At 62.7% G+C, this 17,858-nt stretch carries 16 protein-coding genes and 2 pseudogenes; 8 read left to right on the top strand and 10 right to left on the bottom strand.

What is annotated here, in order from left to right:
* Positions 1-17 precede the first annotated feature (17 nt).
* The 7 genes and pseudogenes from JCM7686_RS22400 (at position 18) to JCM7686_RS25215 (ending at position 4,738) form a co-directional block, all read left to right on the top strand.
* Positions 18-293: a hypothetical protein gene (locus JCM7686_RS22400; RefSeq protein ID WP_020952574.1), complete on the top strand. Its 276-nt coding sequence runs from the start codon at positions 18-20 to the stop codon at positions 291-293.
* A 102-nt stretch (positions 294-395) separates the two neighbouring features.
* Positions 396-1,064: a hypothetical protein gene (locus JCM7686_RS22395; protein ID WP_020952573.1), complete on the top strand. Its 669-nt coding sequence runs from the start codon at positions 396-398 to the stop codon at positions 1,062-1,064.
* Between the two features lie 229 nt (positions 1,065-1,293).
* Entirely contained in the window at positions 1,294-2,130 is an 837-nt protein-coding gene (locus JCM7686_RS22390; RefSeq protein WP_020952572.1) for a hypothetical protein, read from the top strand.
* Positions 2,131-2,469: 339 nt separating this feature from the next.
* Positions 2,470-2,778: a transposase gene (locus JCM7686_RS25090; RefSeq protein ID WP_407946447.1), complete on the top strand. Its 309-nt coding sequence runs from the start codon at positions 2,470-2,472 to the stop codon at positions 2,776-2,778.
* Positions 2,775-3,128, top strand: coding sequence for an IS66 family insertion sequence element accessory protein TnpB (gene tnpB / locus JCM7686_RS22380; protein ID WP_020952570.1), 354 nt, complete (start codon positions 2,775-2,777; stop codon positions 3,126-3,128). The genes JCM7686_RS25090 and tnpB overlap by 4 nt, the downstream gene beginning before the upstream one ends.
* A gap of 222 nt (positions 3,129-3,350) precedes the next feature.
* Positions 3,351-4,609 (top strand): annotated as a pseudogene (gene tnpC / locus JCM7686_RS22375) (IS66 family transposase); the annotation flags it as partial.
* Positions 4,604-4,738: a transposase domain-containing protein gene (locus JCM7686_RS25215; RefSeq protein ID WP_407946448.1), complete on the top strand. Its 135-nt coding sequence runs from the start codon at positions 4,604-4,606 to the stop codon at positions 4,736-4,738. The pseudogene tnpC and the gene JCM7686_RS25215, both read left to right, overlap by 6 nt.
* A 30-nt stretch (positions 4,739-4,768) precedes the next feature.
* Here the strand turns inward: JCM7686_RS25215 and JCM7686_RS22370 are convergent.
* Positions 4,769-5,743 (bottom strand): annotated as a pseudogene (locus tag JCM7686_RS22370) (ISL3 family transposase); the annotation flags it as partial.
* Between the two features lie 320 nt (positions 5,744-6,063).
* Between JCM7686_RS22370 and JCM7686_RS22360 the strand changes: the two are divergent.
* A protein-coding gene (locus JCM7686_RS22360) for an IS3 family transposase (protein ID WP_148292720.1) occupies positions 6,064-7,253 on the top strand; the annotation gives its coding sequence in 2 pieces (ribosomal slippage) (positions 6,064-6,316 and positions 6,316-7,253; 1,191 coding nt in all).
* Between the two features lie 166 nt (positions 7,254-7,419).
* Here the strand turns inward: JCM7686_RS22360 and JCM7686_RS22355 are convergent.
* From JCM7686_RS22355 to glpD, 9 genes are all read right to left on the bottom strand, one after another.
* Positions 7,420-8,553 (bottom strand): iron-containing alcohol dehydrogenase, encoded by a 1,134-nt coding sequence (locus JCM7686_RS22355; protein ID WP_041528442.1) that lies wholly within the window; start codon positions 8,551-8,553, stop codon positions 7,420-7,422.
* Positions 8,553-10,040 carry a glycerol kinase GlpK gene (gene glpK / locus JCM7686_RS22350; protein WP_020952563.1) on the bottom strand — a complete coding sequence of 496 codons (1,488 nt, stop codon included), beginning with the start codon at positions 10,038-10,040 and terminating at the stop codon, positions 8,553-8,555. The genes JCM7686_RS22355 and glpK overlap by 1 nt, the downstream gene beginning before the upstream one ends.
* A 68-nt stretch (positions 10,041-10,108) precedes the next feature.
* Complete coding sequence (locus JCM7686_RS22345; RefSeq protein WP_020952562.1) at positions 10,109-11,830, bottom strand: ABC transporter substrate-binding protein; 1,722 nt, start codon at positions 11,828-11,830, stop codon at positions 10,109-10,111.
* Positions 11,831-11,894: 64 nt separating this feature from the next.
* Positions 11,895-12,320, bottom strand: coding sequence for a DUF2160 domain-containing protein (locus JCM7686_RS22340; RefSeq protein WP_020952561.1), 426 nt, complete (start codon positions 12,318-12,320; stop codon positions 11,895-11,897).
* Complete coding sequence (locus JCM7686_RS22335; protein ID WP_020952560.1) at positions 12,320-13,123, bottom strand: carbohydrate ABC transporter permease; 804 nt, start codon at positions 13,121-13,123, stop codon at positions 12,320-12,322. Before JCM7686_RS22335 ends, JCM7686_RS22340 begins: the two co-directional genes overlap by 1 nt.
* Positions 13,123-13,992 carry a carbohydrate ABC transporter permease gene (locus JCM7686_RS22330; protein WP_020952559.1) on the bottom strand — a complete coding sequence of 290 codons (870 nt, stop codon included), beginning with the start codon at positions 13,990-13,992 and terminating at the stop codon, positions 13,123-13,125. The genes JCM7686_RS22335 and JCM7686_RS22330 overlap by 1 nt, the downstream gene beginning before the upstream one ends.
* Positions 13,992-15,077, bottom strand: coding sequence for an ABC transporter ATP-binding protein (locus JCM7686_RS22325; protein ID WP_020952558.1), 1,086 nt, complete (start codon positions 15,075-15,077; stop codon positions 13,992-13,994). Before JCM7686_RS22325 ends, JCM7686_RS22330 begins: the two co-directional genes overlap by 1 nt.
* A gap of 3 nt (positions 15,078-15,080) precedes the next feature.
* Positions 15,081-16,169 carry an ABC transporter ATP-binding protein gene (locus tag JCM7686_RS22320; RefSeq protein WP_020952557.1) on the bottom strand — a complete coding sequence of 363 codons (1,089 nt, stop codon included), beginning with the start codon at positions 16,167-16,169 and terminating at the stop codon, positions 15,081-15,083.
* A gap of 60 nt (positions 16,170-16,229) precedes the next feature.
* Positions 16,230-17,825: a glycerol-3-phosphate dehydrogenase gene (gene glpD / locus JCM7686_RS22315; protein ID WP_020952556.1), complete on the bottom strand. Its 1,596-nt coding sequence runs from the start codon at positions 17,823-17,825 to the stop codon at positions 16,230-16,232.
* Positions 17,826-17,858 lie beyond the last annotated feature (33 nt).

Below are 17,858 nucleotides of genomic sequence, written 5' to 3'. Positions count from 1 at the left end.
GGGGTCTCGTCCGAAACATGGTGAAGCTGCGCCTGCTACCCTGCCTTGTCGCGATCATGGTGAGTTGCTCCGCCGCCTCAGCGTCATGCGATCCTCCCGAACGGCCATGGTTGCCAAGCGACCCGGCCGATGTACGGGCCTATGCCGATCTGATCCGGGAGGACTTCGAGGGCTACATCTCCGCAGTGCAGGACTACTTCCGCTGCCTCGATGCCGAGCGTGCCCGCGCCTTCTCTGAGGCACAGGAGGTCAGTCAGGATTTCGGTCGCTTCCAGAGCGTGGTGGGGCACTGAGGCGAAAACCGGACGCGCAGGCCATACGATAAGCAATGCAAGAATGTTGCATTCAATAATGGTGTATCGTAGCGATAGGGGGTAACTGAGCGAGTCGCCTCCATGTACCCTGCCCTTCGAACCACCGTTTTGTCAGCCTCTCTGGCCCTGACCGCCGCAGTATCGAGCCCTGCCCCCGTCCAGGCACAGACCTACCAGATCGACTGCGCCATCCTTCTGTGCCTCGCTGGCGGCTGGCCAGCCTCCGTCCCCTGCGCCCGGGCCCGCGCTGAGTTCATTCGCCGCATCACGCCCTGGCCGGTTGAACCGCCCCTGCAGATCTGGCGCTGCCCGATGGGCGCATCCGTCAGTGGCGGTGCGCCGCTCAGCCCGATGGAGCGACTCTATGACATCGCGTTCCGCGAGCCGCCTGTAAGCACTCGGCCGACCCCTATCGAAGTGCCGGGACTTATCCTCGCGCAGGCCCTGGAGCAGGCCGATATCGACATCTCCGGCGATGCTTTCGACTTCGTGCGCAGCATCCGGGTTTACCACATCCAGTTCAGCCAGCATCAGAACCGGGATGGAGACTGTATCCGCAGCGATTCCACCCGTCTCGGATCTTATGGCACGCAAGGCGACTATGGCTGGGCCAGATCCTCGGTTGCAGCTGTCCCGGAGGCATCGAGCCTCGCGGTCCCGGAGCATTGCCGCAGCTATTCCTGGCGCTCGGTCTTCGTGGATTGGCGTGACCATGCCGGAAACTATGGATCGGAAGAGGTCCGCTATTGAAAAGCCGCCGGAGCCTTGCGGCCCCGGCGGCTTTCTGTGTCGGGGACGTTCGATCCCCTTTTTTGAAGAAGACGCCAGACCAAAGGTCCAACACCAAAACCTCAAAGAACACTCACCTAGCCAGAGTGTTCTAGCACATCCTTTGAGGTTGCGCAACCAATAATGCTCTATTGTTTGCGATGGTGATGTATTGCTGTGAGCCTGGCGCGTCGTATCGGAGACGACGATCATGGAACTCACCACTGGCGCCATCCTTCGCCGCATCACCCACACCGACCTCTCCTGCGCCGCACACAAGCTTGCGACCCTCATTCTCGACGGCATCGCCTGGAAGGAGGGCTACAACGGCCTGCCCCATGGCACCGCCGCCTTTACCCTGAGCGATCTCGCCGAACGGATGGAGGTCTCGCGCCAGCATCTGCACAGCCTGCTGACGGAACTGGCGGCTTCCGGGCTGCGGCTTCTGCGCCGTCGCGGCAGGGGCAGGTTCGCGCCCTGGCTCTTCCGGTTCGGCTGCTGCGATGAGACGGATGCAGTGGATGAGGTGTCAACCACAGACGACACTTCGCCTTATATAAGAGATTCAAACAAAAATGTATTTCACGGAACAATCATGGTGGATCGTGAAAAGCCTGAAGCGGCAGCACGCTGGCTGGCGCTGATCGGGCAGGCCAAGACCACCCTGCCCTGCAGTGTGGCGGACAGCCGGCACATCTGGGAGCGGTTCCGGGAGTTCAACCGGCGGCGTGGGCGTGAGGCTGTGCCGGCGGGGTATCTGCTCGGGTTCATGCGGAAGTGGCGAGGCGGCGATGGTGAAATTCGGCCGGGCCCGCCTCCACAAGCTGCCAAGTCGATTTCGCCAGTGGCCAGCCAGTTGCAACGTCTGATGGCGCCAGCCCCGTTCATCAACCGATATTTCCACGAGCGCGATTTGAAACGGGCGATCGGAGCTGAGGCTTACGCAGCGCGCGTTACAGAAATTCGGATCCGATTTGGATGCTCGGGATTACAGGCGCAGTTGGCCGCACACGGCATTGCAGTCTCGACAGGCAAGATTCAACGATGAAACACCTCTTCGCCTCTAACCTCATCAAAATGTAAAGCCGGCCAAACATCAACGTCGCCCAGGAACTCAATGGTTGGCATTTTCAGGTGGAGGTCCGCATATTAGCCCTGACAATGGGTGAGAATTGCCACTCCCTGCCTGCGCCAATTACCGGACCTTACGCATATATTCGTAAGCGGCGGCTGGACCGCACCTTCCAGGCTTTGACCTGATTGTCGCATTGGATGTTCGTGATGATCAGGACGGAGTTTCTCCATGGAGACTACATTGGAGGTTCTCCCGGTTGGCGGCCGTGGCCGTCGGAACCGGAAGTGGCCGGATGAGGTGAAGGCTCGGGTCGTGGCGGAAACGCTGGAGCCTGGCGCATCGGTGAACGAGGTGGCGCGACGGCACGGAGTGCCTGCAAACCATGTATCATCGTGGCGAACGCTGGCGCGGAAGGGGCGGCTGGTTCTGCCCGCGCCGGAAGACCCCGAAGAGTTCGCGATGTTGATGCTGGGCCCGGTCGAGGAGCCGCCCGCTTTCGTCGTGCGGCCTGTGGCGGAGCGGGCCGAGGTCGTTGTCGGTGCAGTGACTATCCGCCTGGAAGCCGGGGCCTCGGCAGATCGGATAGCATCGGTGGCCCGCGCGCTGACGGCTGGCGCATGATCTTCCCGTCGAACCCGGTTCGGATCATGGTCGCGACGAAGGCGATCGACTTCCGGAAAGGGCATGATGGTTTGGCGGCGCTGGTGTCGTCGGTGCTGCGCAAGGATCCGTTCACCGGCACGGTCTTTGTGTTCCGCTCGCGCCGCGCTGATCGATTGAAGCTGCTCTATTGGGACGGCACTGGTCTGGTGCTGGCCTACAAGCGACTGGAAGGGGGAGGCTTCACTTGGCCTGCTATCAAAGATGGGCTGATCGCGCTGAACCATGCCCCGTTCGAGGCGCTGTTTGCCGGACTGGACTGGCGCAAGGTTAAGGCGTTGGAGGCACGCCCGCCAGCTGCGGCGGAGTGAATCAACGGGTTGGTTTTGCGTGTTTTTGCTGGGGTTTGGTGATAGCTTCAGGCCATGCAGGCCGTCCCCGCTCTTGATCTGTCCACCATCCCGTCTGCGCAACGCGCGGCGGTGCAGGCGTTGATGGAAACGGTGGCGGCGCTGACGGAAATCACCCGGCGGCAGGAGCATCTGATCGCTGAGTTGAACCATGCCCTGCATGGCAAACGGTCGGAAAAGCTGTCCGAGGACGAGCGGCAGCTGGCCTTCGAGGACCTGTCTATCGCGCTGGCCGAGGTCGAGGCCGAGAAAGAAACCCGTTCCTCCAAAGGGGGCGACGGGACAACCAGGCCCGCGCCAAAGCGCACCATCGGCAACCTGCCGGCTGCATTGCCGCGCATCGAGGAAATCATCGAGCCTGACAGCCTGATCTGCCCCTGTGGTTGCGGTGTCATGCACAAGATCGGCGAGGACCGCAGCGAACGGCTGGACATCGTGCCGGCCCAGTTGCGGGTCATTGTTACGGTGCGGCCGAAATACGCCTGCCGGACCTGCACTGACGGGGTGACCCAGGCCCCGGCACCCAGCCACCTGATCATGGGCGGCCTGCCGACCGAGGCGACGCTCGCCCATGTGCTGGTCAGCAAATATGCTGATCATTTGCCCTTGTATCGCCAGAGCCAGATCCTCGCGCGGGCGGGTCTTGATCTGCACCGCTCTGTGCTGGCCGACTGGGTCGGCCGTGCCGCGTTCCATCTGAAACCGGTGGTGGACCGGCTGGCCGGGCACCTGAAACGATCCGGCAAGCTGTTCATGGACGAAACCACTGCCCCGGTGCTGGACCCAGGGCGGGGACCACAAAGACCGGATATCTCTAGGCCTTGGCCCGCGATGACCGACCATGGGGCGGGGACGATCCGCCCGGCGTGGTCTACTTCTATGCCCCCGGGCGTGCGGGCGAGAATGCCGAAACCTTCCTCACCGGCTTCGACGGTATCCTGCAAGTCGATGGCTACACCGGCTACAACCGCCTGACCAAACTCTCGCGCAAGGGCGGCGCCCCCATTCGGGTGGCGCACTGTTGGGCGCATGCCAGACGCAAGCTGAAGGAGGTCTTCGACCGCGATGGCTCGGAGATTGCCGCCGAGGGCCTGCGTCAGATCGCCGAAATCTATGCCGTCGAGGCCGACATCCGCGGTATCTCGCCCGGCCAGCGCCTGTCCGCCCGTCAGGCTCGCACCGTGCCGCTGGTGGCAGCCTTCGGTGAATGGCTTCAGGCACAGCGCCGGAAAATCTCCTCCAAATCCCGGCTGGGCGAGAAGCTCTCCTACATCCATAACCAATGGGATGGGTTGCAGACCTTCCTGACCGATGGCCGCGTTGAGATCGACTCCAACAGGGTTGAAAATCTGATCCGTCCCATCGCCCTCAATCGCAAGAACGCCCTCTTCGCCGGCCACGACGAAGGCGGCACCGCTTGGGGGCGCATCGCCTCATTGATCGAGACCTGCAAAATCAACGGCATCGAGCCCTTCGCCTACCTCGAGGCAACCCTCGCAGCCATCGCCAGTGGTCACCCGCAAAGCGGCATCGACGACCTGCTGCACTGGAACTTCAGGCCGTCAAGCTAAGCTGACAGTGCCGCCCAGAGACCGTTTACAGACATCTTCGCGCTCGCCACGCAGGATCTGGCGAACGAGCTTGCGGCTGAGGCCGGTCGAGCGGACGATACGCTTGATGGGCAGGCCCTCACCGGCCATCGTCCTCACCATCCGATTGGTTTGCTGGCGACGTCGAAAGCCTTCGTATTGCAGCCTTTCCGCTGCCGTCAGCAGCGCGGGATCGAGCGTCTTCGCCCCGATCGCCCTGCGGAAGACGGGCATGCTGCGCTGCACGGCCGCCAAGAATGCGGCACTCGCGTTCTCAAGCAGATGCCAACGATCGGCGACCTGAACTGCCTGTGGCATGGCACGGGTGGCGGCACCGCCATAGCCGCCGTTGCGGTCGCGGGCGATGATCCGGATGCCGGGATTTGCGCGGAGCCACGCTTCCACGGTGCCAGGCTCGCGATCGGGCAGCAGGTCGATCACCTGCCGCCGTTCCAGGTCGCAGATCATCGTGCCGTAACGCTGCCCCTTGCGCCATGCCCACTCATCGATGCCGATGACACGCGGTGGTTCGGAGACGAGGCCCATCAGGCTCCGCGCCCCACGCAAGAACGTGTCTTTGCTTGCAGGCACGAGAAGGCGCCGGGCAAGCGCCTGAGCAAGTCGTCCGCCGAGGGCAACACCGAGGTGACGCACAAGATCCTGCAAGCGCGAGGTGCGTCGCATATGCGGTCGGGTGACGCCGGGCGGAAACCGTTCGGCGAAAATCCGGGCCGGACAGCCGGGCGCGCGGCAGCGAAAGCGACGAACCTGCAAGACGATTTCCACGGCTCGCCCATGCGCAGGAACATCGGCCGGGCGACGTCGATACCGACTGTGGACATGCTCCGAAATGCTCCCGCAGTGTGGACAGGCGGCCGCGGCCGCCGAAGAGCGGGCATGGATACGGATGGTATTGCCATCGAGCTCGATCTGATCGGCCGTAAGCCCTGCCGGCAGAAAATCTCGGCGTGAAAACCATGACGCCATCGGTAACCTCCCTGAAAGAAGGTCAAAATGTAGCGAGGTTGAAGTTCAACTGCACCAAATCTGCGTCAGACCCAAAATTGGGTGCCGATACCCCCGCCTAAGGGGCCAAGATTGCATGCCGAAACACAGCTAATACGATAGAGCCAAAATTTGCAACGCCGGAGCGGCCCAGCAAGCTTGATCCCTATGCCGAGAAGCTGGCCGGTTGGCTGAAGACCGAGGCTGGAAAGTCGCGTACCCGCGGCTTGCGGCGGCAGTGACCTGCCACGGGATTTTTCCTCCATCTGGGATTAGAGTCCGGCCCATGGAGAGGACGGACGATGAAGAAGGCACGACTGACGGAAGAGCAGATCATTGGCATCCTGCAGGAGCATGAGGCGGGCGCGAAGTGTGCCGATCTTTGCCGTAAGCACGGGATGTCGGAAGGCACGTTCTATGCCTGGAAGGCGAAGTATTCCGGGATGACGGTTTCGGAAGCCAAGCGGCTGAAGTCACTGGAGGATGAGAATGCCAGGCTGAAGAAGCTGCTGGCCGAGCAGATGCTCGACATGGCGGCGATGCGAGAGCTTCTCCAAAAAAAATGGTGACGCCCGTCGCGAAGCGCGAGGCTGTCGCGCATCTGAAGGCCCATCTCGGGTTGTCGGAGCGGCGGGCGTGTCAGATTGCCGGGGCGGACCGTAAGATGGTGCGCTACCAGTCGCAGCGAACGCCAGAGACGGCGCTGCGCGGGCGGTTGCGTGATCTGGCCAATGAGAGGCGCAGGTTCGGCTACCGACGGCTCTTCGTGCTGCTCAGGCGGGAGGGCGAGGCGTCTGGGATCAACCGGATTTACCGGCTCTACCGCGAGGAAGGGTTAACGATGCGTAAACGCAAAGCACGGCGCAAAGCCATTGGCACAAGGGCCCCGATCCTGATCGAGGCGCGGGCCAATGCGCGATGGTCCCTCGACTTCGTCCATGACCAGTTCGCCTGCGGGCGACGATTCCGGGTGCTTAACGTGGTCGATGACGTCACGCGCGAGTGCCTCACGGCGATCCCGGACACGTCCATCTCCGGTCGTCGCGTGGCGCGGGAACTGGCGGCGCTGATCGAACGCCGCGGCAAGCCCGGCATGATCGTCAGCGATAACGGGACGGAACTGACCTCGAACGCGATCCTGAAGTGGTGCGACGAACACAAGGTCGAATGGCACTACATCGCGCCGGGCAAGCCAATGCAAAACGGCTTTGTGGAAAGCTTCAATGGCAGGATTCGAGACGAATTTCTCAACGAGACGCTGTTCCGCAACCTCGCTCATGCCCGCGATCTGATCGCGGCCTGGGTCACCGACTACAACACCGAAAGGCCCCATTCGGCCCTCGGCTACCAGACCCCCGCAGGCTTCGCCCTGCATCTGACCACCGCAATCGCCCGTCCCGCTGCACGCGATGAGGGTTCCGCGCGCCGGGCGATTGCTCAACCCACGCTGAAAGGCGTAAATCAACTACCGGCTCCGGTCGCAGCTGGGTGAAAGATCAGTGGCAGGTCAGCAGGACTGATGCATAGCAGTCGGCTACGGAATGATCAGATCGACACATCCCGTTCTGGTTGAGAACTGCGATGGGACGAGTCACCCGATTGGAACAATGCCTCAGAGCGAGGAAATATAATGCAGTTTTGACCGGTGCTTGCGGCGTTCAGAACGCTTCCGCCAGAACCTCTTGAAGATCCACAGTCGTCAACGTGACGGGGTTGCCCCTGAAGGAACTGCTCTGGAGCGAACCCCTTGCCACATCAGCAAAGGATTCTGGCAACAGCCCATGGGCTTGCAATCCGGGAAGCCCCGCTTCGCGCGCCCATGTGATCAGTGCCCGGGGGGCATCGTCAGCAGATACGCCAAGGCCTGCGGCCAGAATATCACAGACGGTGTCGAGCCGGGCCGCGATCTTACCCGTTGCCTTTGCCCGATTTGCCGCAATCACCGGCCCGAGCAACGCGCCGCAGACTGCACCATGCGCCGCCGTCGTCATTCCGCCGATGACACCGGCAAGGCCATGCACCGCGCCCAGCCCGGCATTGGCCAGCGCGATCCCGCCTGTGAGGCTGACCCAGGCCATCTCGTCGCGGGCCGCAGGATCCTCGCCCCGCATCAGGCTTTGCAGGGCGGCAAGACCGCGCCCGATGGCCGGCAGCGTCAGCGCATCGGTGAAGGGGGTCGCCTTGTTCGAGACATAGGGCTCGATGACCTGGGCCAGCGCATCCAACCCCGAGGCCAGCGTCACTCCGCGCGGACAGTCATCGGTCAACGCGGGATCTACGATCGCAATGCGCGGCAACATGCCTCGGTCGCGCAGCGAGACCTTGCGCCCATGGTCGGGCAATCCAAGCACAGCGTTCCTTGTTGCCTCGGCCCCGGTACCGGCTGTCGTCGGCAGGGCGATGACAGGTAACGCCGGCAGCGCCAGTGGTAGGCCGCGCCCGACCACTTCCAGATGGTCCATCGGGCCCCCCGGTGCCGGGATCAGCGCCGCCAGCGCCTTGGCCATGTCAAGCACCGCCCCCCCGCCGATCCCGACCACAACATCGGGCCGGAACCCTGCAAGCTCTCCCAGGGCGGCCTCGATCATGGCAAGGGTCGGCTCAGCGGCGCAGCGCATCGTGCGGATTTCACTGCCGGCAAGCTCCGCAAGCAACCAGCCGACGCGCGCGGCGTCGCGGCCATGCACCACCAGCACCTTTTCGCCAAAGCTGCGGGTCAGGGCCGGAGCCTTTGTGGCCTCGCCACGGCCAAACAGGACTTGCCCGGGCAACGCTACGGAGAAAGCGGGCATCATGCGGCGGCCATCGTGGCCGCGACCGCACGTTTCCAGGCGGCATATTTCTTCTCTCGCAGGCCGGGGTCCATGCCAGGCACAAAGCGCCGCTCAAGCGCCCAGTTGTTTGCGAAATCTTCGGGCGGGGGTTGCAGGCCGGCCTGCAGGCCCGCCAGATAGGCCACGCCAAGCGCCGTAGTCTCCGTGACCGAAGGCCGGTCCACCGGCGCGCCGAGAATATCGGAGAGGAACTGCATCGCCCAGTCGCTGGCCACCATACCGCCATCGACCCGCAGCACTCCGTCGCCCGCAGCGCCCCAGTCGGCGCGCATCGCCTCCAGCAGATCGCGGGTCTGGTAGCCGACGCTTTGAAGCGCCGCGCGGGCAAATTCGGCGGGGCCGGAATTGCGAGTCAGACCGTAGATCGCGCCCCGCACTTCCGGTCGCCACCAGGGCGCGCCGAGGCCAGTGAAGGCCGGAACCAGGATCACCTCCTGCGCAGGATCGGCGCGTTCCGCGAGGCCCTGTGTCTCAGCGGCGGAGCGGATGATCTGCAGCCCGTCGCGCAGCCATTGCACCACCGCCCCTGCGATGAAGATCGAGCCTTCCAGCGCATAGGTCGTCTGCCCGTTCAGTCGATAGGCGATGGTGGTCAACAGACGGTTCTGCGACGGCACCATCTGATCGCCGGTATTAAGAAGCGCAAAGCATCCGGTGCCATAGGTGGATTTCATCATGCTGGGATGGAAACAGGCCTGACCCACGGTCGCCGCCTGCTGATCGCCCGCGACGCCCAGGATCGGGATCTCGCGCCCGAAAAGATCGGCCCGCGTCACCCCGAAATCGGCGGCGCAATCCCTCACCTCGGGCAAGAGCGCGGCCGGGATGTCGAGAAGCGCAAGGATTTCGTCATCCCAGCGGTTTTCGGCGATGTTGTATAGCATGGTGCGGGCCGCATTGGTGGCATCCGTCGCATGCACGCGCCCGCCGGTCAGGTTCCACATCAGCCAGGTGTCGACCGTGCCAAAGGCCAGCTCGCCACGCCGCGCGCGGTCGCGGGCGCCCCCAACCGTGTCGAGCAGCCATTTTAGTTTGGTCCCCGAGAAATAGGGGTCGAGCAGCAGGCCGGTGCGGGCGGTGATCATCGGCTCATGCCCGGCCTCTTTCAGCGCGGTGCAGAGGCTCGCGGTGCGGCGGTCCTGCCAGACAATCGCATTGTGAAGCGGTTGGCCGGTGGACCGGTCCCAGAGCAGGGTGGTCTCGCGCTGATTGGTGATGCCGATGGCGGCGATATCCTCCGCGCCGATACCGGCGCGCTCGATCGCGGCGCGGGCGGTGCCGGCGACGGTGGCCCAGAGATCGGCGGGATCATGTTCGACCCAGCCCGAAGCCGGGTAGTACTGGGGGAATTCCTCCTGCGCCGAGGTAACAGGCTTCAGCGCCTGATCGAAGAGGATTGCCCGCGACGAAGTCGTCCCCTGATCTATGGCAAGAATATGGGACATCGCTCGGGATTCCTCGATTGCGGAAGAAAGGCCGGGCGGCAAGTTACGCCGCCCGGCCACAGGTCAGTTTACTGCCAGGACTTGATCAGCTCATCATAGGAAACCGTCTCGCCCGCAGGCTTTTCGTTTTCCAGCTTCGCCACCGGCGCGCCCGGGGCATCAAGCCATTCCTGCGGGTCCTTCGGTTCGTTCATCTTCGGGCCCAGATCGCCCTGGACACCGGCTCGCTCGAGGCGTTCCAGCACACGTTCCTGTTCGGCGCAGAGGCTGTCGAGGGCTTCCTGCGGCGTTTTCGCGCCCGACATCGCATCGCCGATATTCTGCCACCACAGCTGAGCCAGCTTCGGATAGTCAGGAATATTGGTGCCAGTGGGCGACCATGCCACACGGGCCGGGCTGCGATAGAACTCGATCAGGCCACCGAGTTGCGGAGCCCGCTCGGTGAAGCTTTCGTCCAGGATCGTGGATTCACGGATGAAGGTCAAACCGACATGCGATTTTTTCACATCGACCGTCTTCGAGTTGACGAATTGTGCATAGAGCCAGGCGGCCTGTGCCCGGTCAACCGGGGTGGATTCCATCAGCGTCCAGGAGCCCACATCCTGGTAGCCGATCTTGGTGCCTTCAGACCAATAGGCGCCATGCGGGCTGGGGGCCATACGCCATTTCGGCGTGCCATCCTCATTCATCACCGGGGTGCCGGGTTTGACCATGTCGGCGGTGAAAGCGGTGTACCAGAACATCTGCTGTGCGATGTCACCACGCGCAGGAACCGGGCCGGCCTCACCGAAGGTCATGCCTTGCGCTTCCGGCGGAGTGTATTTCTGCAGCCATTCAACCGCTTTGGTCACAGCATAGACTGCTGCGGCGTCATTGGTCGCACCACCGCGGGCCACGCAAGAACCGACCGGACGGCTGTTTTCGTCGACCCGAATACCCCATTCATCGACCGGCAATCCGTTCGGCTCGCCCTTGTCGCCGCCGCCGGCCATCGAGAGCCAGGCATCGGTGTAACGCCAGCCGAGGCTCGGGTCTTTCTTGCCGTAGTCCATATTGCCCCAGGCCTTGGCGGGGCCGCCCTCGATATAGGACATATCGCGGCCGGTAAAGAATTCGGCGATGTCTTCATAGGCCGACCAGTTGACCGGAACGCCCAGATCATAGCCGTATTTGGCCTTGAAATCGTCTTTTGTTTTCTGATCGTTGAACCAGTCATAGCGGAACCAGTAGAGGTTGGCGAATTGCTGGTCGGGCAGCTGATACAGCTCCCCATCCGGGGCGGTGGTGAATTTGATCCCGATGAAGTCGTTCAGATCAAGCCCTGGGTTGGTAAAGGCCTTGCCGTCGCCCTCCATCCATTTCGTCAGGCTGCGGGCCTGCTTGTAGCGCCAGTGGGTGCCGATCAGGTCCGAGTCATTGATATAGCCGTCATAGATGTTTTCGCCGGTCTGCATCTGGGTCTGCAGCTTTTCGACGACATCACCCTCGCCGATCAGGTCATGGGTGATCTTGATCCCGGTGATCGCGGTGAAAGCCGGGGCAAGCACCTTCGCTTCATATTCATGGGTGGTGATGGTTTCCGAGACGACCTTGATTTCCATCCCGGCCAGCGGTTTGGCGGCGTCGATGAACCATTGCATCTCGGCCTCCTGATCGGCGCGGGAGAGCGACGACAAATCGCCGATCTCGGCGTCGAGGAACTTCTTTGCGGCGTCCATGTCCGCCCAGGCGGGTGCGCCGAAGACCATCAGCGCAAGCGCCATGGCGGTGGTTGTGTTTTTCAGTCTCATGCTTCTCCTCCCTGAGAATGCTTGTCAGTTTGCCCGGCCCGGATCATTCCGGGAGACGGGGTACTCAGACCCAGCGGAACACCGCTGCGGCGTAGAAAGGGCAAAGGACCAGGGCCCACCACACGGGTGTCCCCAGGAAGAACAGCCAGATCAGGCAGATGAAAGCCGAACCCAGCAGGGTAATGAACAGCCGGTCGCCGCGCGTGGTCTCGATCTGCAGAAACCCTTTGCGCGGGGTTTCCGGGAAACGGATCGCGAGGATGGTGAAGGTCACGAGCAGGCTCGCGATGCACCAGAAGAAGAGCGCCACCGGGAAGGTCCAGGCCATCCAGCCGCCCCGGATCATCGGGTCGGTCCAGGCCTTTGCACCGTCGCGCACCGGCGTGGCCCAGATCAGGAAAGCCAGCGCGGCACCCAGGAGCAGGACGACGGTCAGCGTGATCAGGGTCCAGTTGGCGCGGCGCGGCGCGAATTGGGTAGCGGTGCTCATCAGACCCTCCCCAGGGCAAAGCCCTTGGCGATGTAGTTGCGGACAAACCAGATCACCAAAGCGCCCGGAACGATGGTCAGTACCCCGGCGGCGGCGAGCACGCCCCAGTCCATCCCCGAGGCGGAAACCGTGCGCGTCATGGTCGCAGCGATGGGTTTGGCGTTCACCGAAGTCAGGGTGCGAGACAGCAAAAGCTCTACCCAGGAGAACATGAAGCAGAAGAAAGCCGCGACCCCGATGCCCGACGCGATCAGAGGCATGAAGATCTTCACGAAGAAGCGCGGGAAGGAATAGCCGTCGATATAGGCAGTTTCGTCGATTTCTTTCGGCACGCCGCGCATGAAGCCCTCAAGAATCCAGACCGCTAGCGGGACATTGAAGAGGCAATGCGCTAGTGCCACTGCGATATGGGTGTCGAACAGCCCGACCGAGGAATAGAGCTGGAAGAATGGCAGCGCGAAAACCGCAGGCGGCGCCATCCGGTTCGTCAGCAGCCAGAAGAATAGATGCTTGTCGCCCATGAAGCTGTAGCGCGAGAAGGCATAGGCCGCCGGCAGCGCCACCGAGATCGAGATCGCGGTATTCATCACCACATAGATGATCGAATTGACGTAACCCATATACCAGCTCGGGTCGGTCAGGATCACCGTGTAATTGCGGAGCGTGAAGTCCGCTGGGAACAGGGTGAAGGCGCCGGTGATCTCGGCATTTGTTTTGAAGCTCATGTTCACGAGCCAGTAGATCGGGATCAGCAAGAAGAGCAGATAAAGCGCCATGACGATTGCAGAGGATTTGATCCGCATTACTTCGCCTCCTTGTCCATATTGGTCATCACGGTGTAGAACACCCAGGAGACGAGCAGGATCACGAGGAAATACATCAGGCTGAAGGCCGCAGCCGGGCCGAGGTCGAACTGCCCCACCGCCATCTTCACGAGGTCAATCGACAGGAAGGTGGTCGAATTGCCCGGGCCGCCGCCGGTGACAACGAAGGGCTCGGTATAGATCATGAAACTGTCCATGAACCTGAGCAGCACCGCGATCAGCAGCACGCCCTGCATCTTGGGGAGTTCGATGTAGCGGAACACCGCCCAGCGGGAGGCCTGGTCAATCTTTGCCGCCTGGTAATAGGCCTGCGGAATGGATTGCAGCCCGGCATAGCACAGCAGTGCAACGAGCGAGGTCCAGTGCCAGACATCCATCACGATGACCGTGGCCCAGGCGTCGATCGGGTCATTGGTGTAATTGTAGTCGACGCCCAGTCCAGCCAGCGTCCTGCCCAGAAGGCCGATATCCACCCGGCCGAAGATCTGCCAGATCGTACCGACCACGTTGAACGGGATCAGCAGCGGCAGCGCCATCAGCACGAGGCAAAACGAGGCCCAGAATCCCTTTTTCGGCATGTTCAGCGCGACGAAAATCCCCAGAGGCACCTCAATCGCCAGGATGATCGCCGAGAACATCGCCTGACGGCCAAGCGCGCCGTGCAGGCGTTCGGAATGGATCATCTCGTCGAACCATTCCAGACCCGCCCAGAAGAAATCATTGTTCCCGAACGTATCGTTGAAGGCGTAGTTCACCACCGTCATCAGCGGGATCACCGCCGAAAAGGCGACCAGCACCAGAACCGGGATCACCAAGAACCAGGCGCGGTTGTTCTGCGTCTTTTCCATCAGGCCGCCCTTTCCGCAGGACCACGCGGAGCAACCCGCCATTCATTCGCATAGATATTGATCTTGTCCGGGGCGAAGGCGACGCGCGGCAAAGCAGCAACCGCCTGGCCTTCGGGCACCACCACATTCAGCGGTTTACCCAGAACCTCGCCGCGGATCAGGCGGTGACGGCCGACATCTTCGATCCTGTGGATGGTCAGCGGCAGCCCGCCCTCATCCGTCAGCCCGACATATTCCGGCCGGATGCCGATCTGGCCAGAGATCGGCGCGTAATCGGCGCCGAGCGCAATCATAGTGCCGTCCGGCAGCGTGGCGCGATTGCCCGAGACCTCGGCATCGAAGAAGTTCATCCCCGGCGAGCCGATGAAGTAACCCACGAAAGTATGGGCCGGCGCCTCGTACAGCTCTTCCGGCGTGCCCATCTGCACGACGCGGCCGTCGTACATGATCACCACCTTATCGGCGAAGGTCAGCGCCTCGGTCTGGTCATGGGTGACATAGATCATCGTATGGCCGAACTCGCGGTGCAGCTGTTTCAGCTGGGTGCGCAGCTCCCATTTCATATGTGGGTCGATCACCGTCAGCGGCTCGTCAAACAGGATCGCGTTCACGTCTTCGCGCACCATACCCCGGCCAAGACTGATCTTCTGTTTCGCATCGGCGCCCAGACCGCGCGCCTTTTTCGACAGCATCGCCTCCATACCGATCATCTGCGCGATCTGATCGACGCGGGCTTTGATGTAACCCGCATCCATGCCGCGATTGCGCAGCGGGAAAGCCAGGTTGTCGCGCACGGTCATGGTGTCGTAGACGACCGGAAACTGGAACACTTGCGCGATATTGCGCTCGGCGGTGGCGGCATCGGTCACATCGCGCCCGCCAAACAGCACCCTTCCATGGCTGGGGCGGATCAGCCCCGAGATGATGTTCAGAAGCGTGGTCTTGCCGCAGCCCGAGGACCCGAGCAGCGCATAGGCGCCGCCATCCTGCCAGATATGATCCATCTCTTTCAGCGCGTAATCCGCATCCGAGGTCGGGTTGGCAAGATAGCTGTGTGCCAGATTTTTCAGCGTGATCTCTGCCATGGGTCAGGCCGCCTTTGCATAGGCCGCAGGCGCGGCGAGCCGACCTTCGGTGTCGAACAGATATACATGGGCGGGGTCGAGCCAGACCTGCAGATCGGTCCCGGGTTCCAGATTCTGGACGCCCTCGACCAGGCCGACCCAGCGATCAGAGCCATTGTCGAGATGAAGGAAGGTCTCCGATCCGGTGATCTCAGACACCGCAAGGCGCGCGGTCAGGCCGACCGATGATGCGGAATGCCGGCGCAGAAACAGATGATCGGCGCGGAAACCCGCCATGTAGTTCCCGTCGGGCAGTGTGGCCAGACCTCCGTCGACCGGGGCATGGGCGGTTTCGCCGAAGGTCAGCCGGTTGCCTTGTTTTACCACCGGCAGGAAATTCATCGGCGGATCGGAAAAGACCCGTGCCGTGGTGGCATCGACCGGCTGGCGATAGACCTGCGGCGTCGGACCGAACTGGGTGACACGGCCTTCCCACATGGTCGCGGTATGCCCCCCCAGAAGCAGCGCCTCTTCGGGTTCCGTGGTAGCATAGACAAAGATCGCACCCGAAGCCTCGAAAATACGGGGGATCTCGACGCGCAGCTCCTCGCGCAGCTTGTAGTCGAGGTTCGCCAGCGGCTCGTCGAGCAAGACTAGTCCCGCGCCCTTGACCAGAGCGCGCGCCAGTGCGCAGCGCTGCTGCTGGCCGCCCGAAAGCTCGAGCGGCTTGCGGCCCAGCATCGGCGTCAAGCGCAGCATGGCGGCGGTTTCCTGCACCTGGCGGTCGATCTCGGCCTTTGGCCGGCCCAGGATGCGCAGCGGCGAGGCGATGTTCTCGTAAACCGTCAGGCCGGGATAGTTGATGAACTGCTGATAGACCATCGCCACGCCGCGATCCTGGACGCGCTGGCCGGTCACATCCTGGCCGTTCCACAGAATGCGTCCGGCATCTGGGCGATCCAGCCCCGCCATCAACCGCATCAGGCTGGTCTTGCCCGAAAGCGTCGGCCCCAGCAGGACATTCATCGTGCCCTTTTGCAATGTCAGGCTGGTGGGGTGGATATGGATCCGCCCGCCCACCTGCCGCGACATGCCTTGCAGTTCCAGTGTCATCCATCCTCCCCTTCAGGCCAGCGGTCGCCCCTCTTCCGGCTTCCGCGCCCGATCCCTTTCTCAGGCCGCCGGAACTTCCCGACGTTTCGCGCGCTCCATCCAGGATGCAAGCGCCGCGACATCTTCTTCATTCATATGCAGTCCAAGCCGCGTGCGGCGCCAAAGCACATCCTCGGCGCTCCGGGCAAATTCGCGGCGCATCAGCCAGTCGACCTCTGCCCCGGTCAGGCCGGCGCCGAAATCAGGGCCCAGATCCGCCCATGCCTTCGCTTCGCCCAGAAGGGCGAAACTGTCGGTCCCATACGTGCGGACCAGCCGTATGACCTGCGCGCCGGTCAGGAACGGATAGGCGCTGCCAAGCCTGAGCCGCAGATCTGCCACGCCGTCATGTGGGAAATCCCCGCCCGGCAGCGCCACGCCCGCCGTCCAGTTTGCGCCGGCCTGCGGAAAATGACCGGCGAGCTTTGCCAGCGCGTTCTCGGCCAGGCGGCGATAGGTGGTGATCTTGCCACCGAACACATTCAGCAGCGGCGCCTCGTCATGGCCGGCACCATCATCCAGGCTGAGCACATATTCCCGCGTCGCCGCCGTCGCCGATTTCGCCCCGTCATTGTAAAGCGGGCGGACGCCGGAATAGCTCCAGACCACATCCTCCGCCGTGACCGGCTTCGCGAAATATTGGCTGGCAAAGGCACAGAGGTAATCGCGTTCCTCATCGGTGCAGCGGGCGTCAAGCGGGCTGCCCTGATGGTCCTTGTCGGTGGTGCCGATCAAGGTAAAATCGTCCTCGTAAGGAATGGCGAAAATGATCCGCCCGTCGCTGCCCTGAAAGAAATAACAGCGGTCATGATCGTAAAGCCTGCGGGTGACGATATGACTGCCCCGCACCAGCCGCACCCCTTCGGTCGAGGGCACACAGGCCACGTTGCGGATGATATCCTCGACCCAGGGTCCGCCCGCATTCACTAGGCCACGGGCGCGCCAGGTCTTCCGCCCGCCCTCGCCTTCGGTGACGATGTCCCAGTACCTGCCGTTGCGCGTGGCCGAGACCACCCGTGTCCGGGTCAGGATCGTTGCGCCACGCGCCTCGGCATCGCGGGCATTAAGCACGACAAGCCGGGAATCCTGCACCCAGCAATCGGAATATTCCCAGGCAAGGCCGAAGCCCGGCTTCAGCCAACGCCCGGCTGGATCGGTGTTCAGATCAAGCTTGCTAGTGCCCGGCAGGATTTTACGCCCACCCAGCGTGTCATAGAGGAACAGGCCAAGCCGGATCAGCCAGGCCGGGCGGCGCCCCTTCATCCAGGGCATCACCACCCCCAGCAGCCGCGAGGTCGGCGTTTCACTTTCGAACCGCATCCCCGGGCTGTAGGGCAGCACGAACCGCATCGGCCAGCTGATATGCGGCATGGCGGCCAGCAGCGTCTCGCGCTCTTTCAGCGCCTCGCGCACCAGATGGAATTCGAAATATTCCAGATAGCGCAGCCCGCCATGGAACATCTTGGTCGAGGCCGAAGAGGTCGCCTGGGCAAGATCGCCCTGCTCGGCCAGAATAACCGAAAGCCCGCGCCCGGCCGCATCGCGGGAAATCCCGCAGCCATTGATGCCGCCGCCGATGACGAAGAGATCTGCCATGTCAGACTCTGTCGATGCCATGCGACCCCTCCCTTCGCTTTGCGTCTTCCGTGC

This window comes from Paracoccus aminophilus JCM 7686 (genome assembly GCF_000444995.1).
Taxonomy (GTDB): Bacteria; Pseudomonadota; Alphaproteobacteria; order Rhodobacterales; family Rhodobacteraceae; genus Paracoccus; species Paracoccus aminophilus.
The sequence above is the reverse complement of the archived record's forward strand: the minus strand, read 5'-3'. Positions and strand labels throughout refer to the sequence as shown.

Bases quoted from the DNA above. Each gene is read 5' to 3' on its own strand.
- tnpB (WP_020952570.1), top strand. From the start codon at position 2,775: ATGATCTTCCCGTCGAACCCGGTTCGGATCATGGTCGCGACGAAGGCG.
- JCM7686_RS22395 (WP_020952573.1), top strand. From the start codon at position 396: ATGTACCCTGCCCTTCGAACCACCGTTTTGTCAGCCTCTCTGGCCCTG.
- JCM7686_RS22325 (WP_020952558.1), bottom strand. From the start codon at position 15,077: ATGGCAGAGATCACGCTGAAAAATCTGGCACACAGCTATCTTGCCAAC.
- JCM7686_RS22320 (WP_020952557.1), bottom strand. From the start codon at position 16,169: ATGACACTGGAACTGCAAGGCATGTCGCGGCAGGTGGGCGGGCGGATC.
- glpK (WP_020952563.1), bottom strand. From the start codon at position 10,040: ATGTCCCATATTCTTGCCATAGATCAGGGGACGACTTCGTCGCGGGCA.
- JCM7686_RS22355 (WP_041528442.1), bottom strand. From the start codon at position 8,553: ATGCCCGCTTTCTCCGTAGCGTTGCCCGGGCAAGTCCTGTTTGGCCGT.
- glpD (WP_020952556.1), bottom strand. From the start codon at position 17,825: ATGGCATCGACAGAGTCTGACATGGCAGATCTCTTCGTCATCGGCGGC.
- JCM7686_RS22340 (WP_020952561.1), bottom strand. From the start codon at position 12,320: ATGAGCACCGCTACCCAATTCGCGCCGCGCCGCGCCAACTGGACCCTG.
- JCM7686_RS22335 (WP_020952560.1), bottom strand. From the start codon at position 13,123: ATGCGGATCAAATCCTCTGCAATCGTCATGGCGCTTTATCTGCTCTTC.
- JCM7686_RS22390 (WP_020952572.1), top strand. From the start codon at position 1,294: ATGGAACTCACCACTGGCGCCATCCTTCGCCGCATCACCCACACCGAC.
- JCM7686_RS22330 (WP_020952559.1), bottom strand. From the start codon at position 13,992: ATGGAAAAGACGCAGAACAACCGCGCCTGGTTCTTGGTGATCCCGGTT.
- JCM7686_RS22345 (WP_020952562.1), bottom strand. From the start codon at position 11,830: ATGAGACTGAAAAACACAACCACCGCCATGGCGCTTGCGCTGATGGTC.
- JCM7686_RS22400 (WP_020952574.1), top strand. From the start codon at position 18: ATGGTGAAGCTGCGCCTGCTACCCTGCCTTGTCGCGATCATGGTGAGT.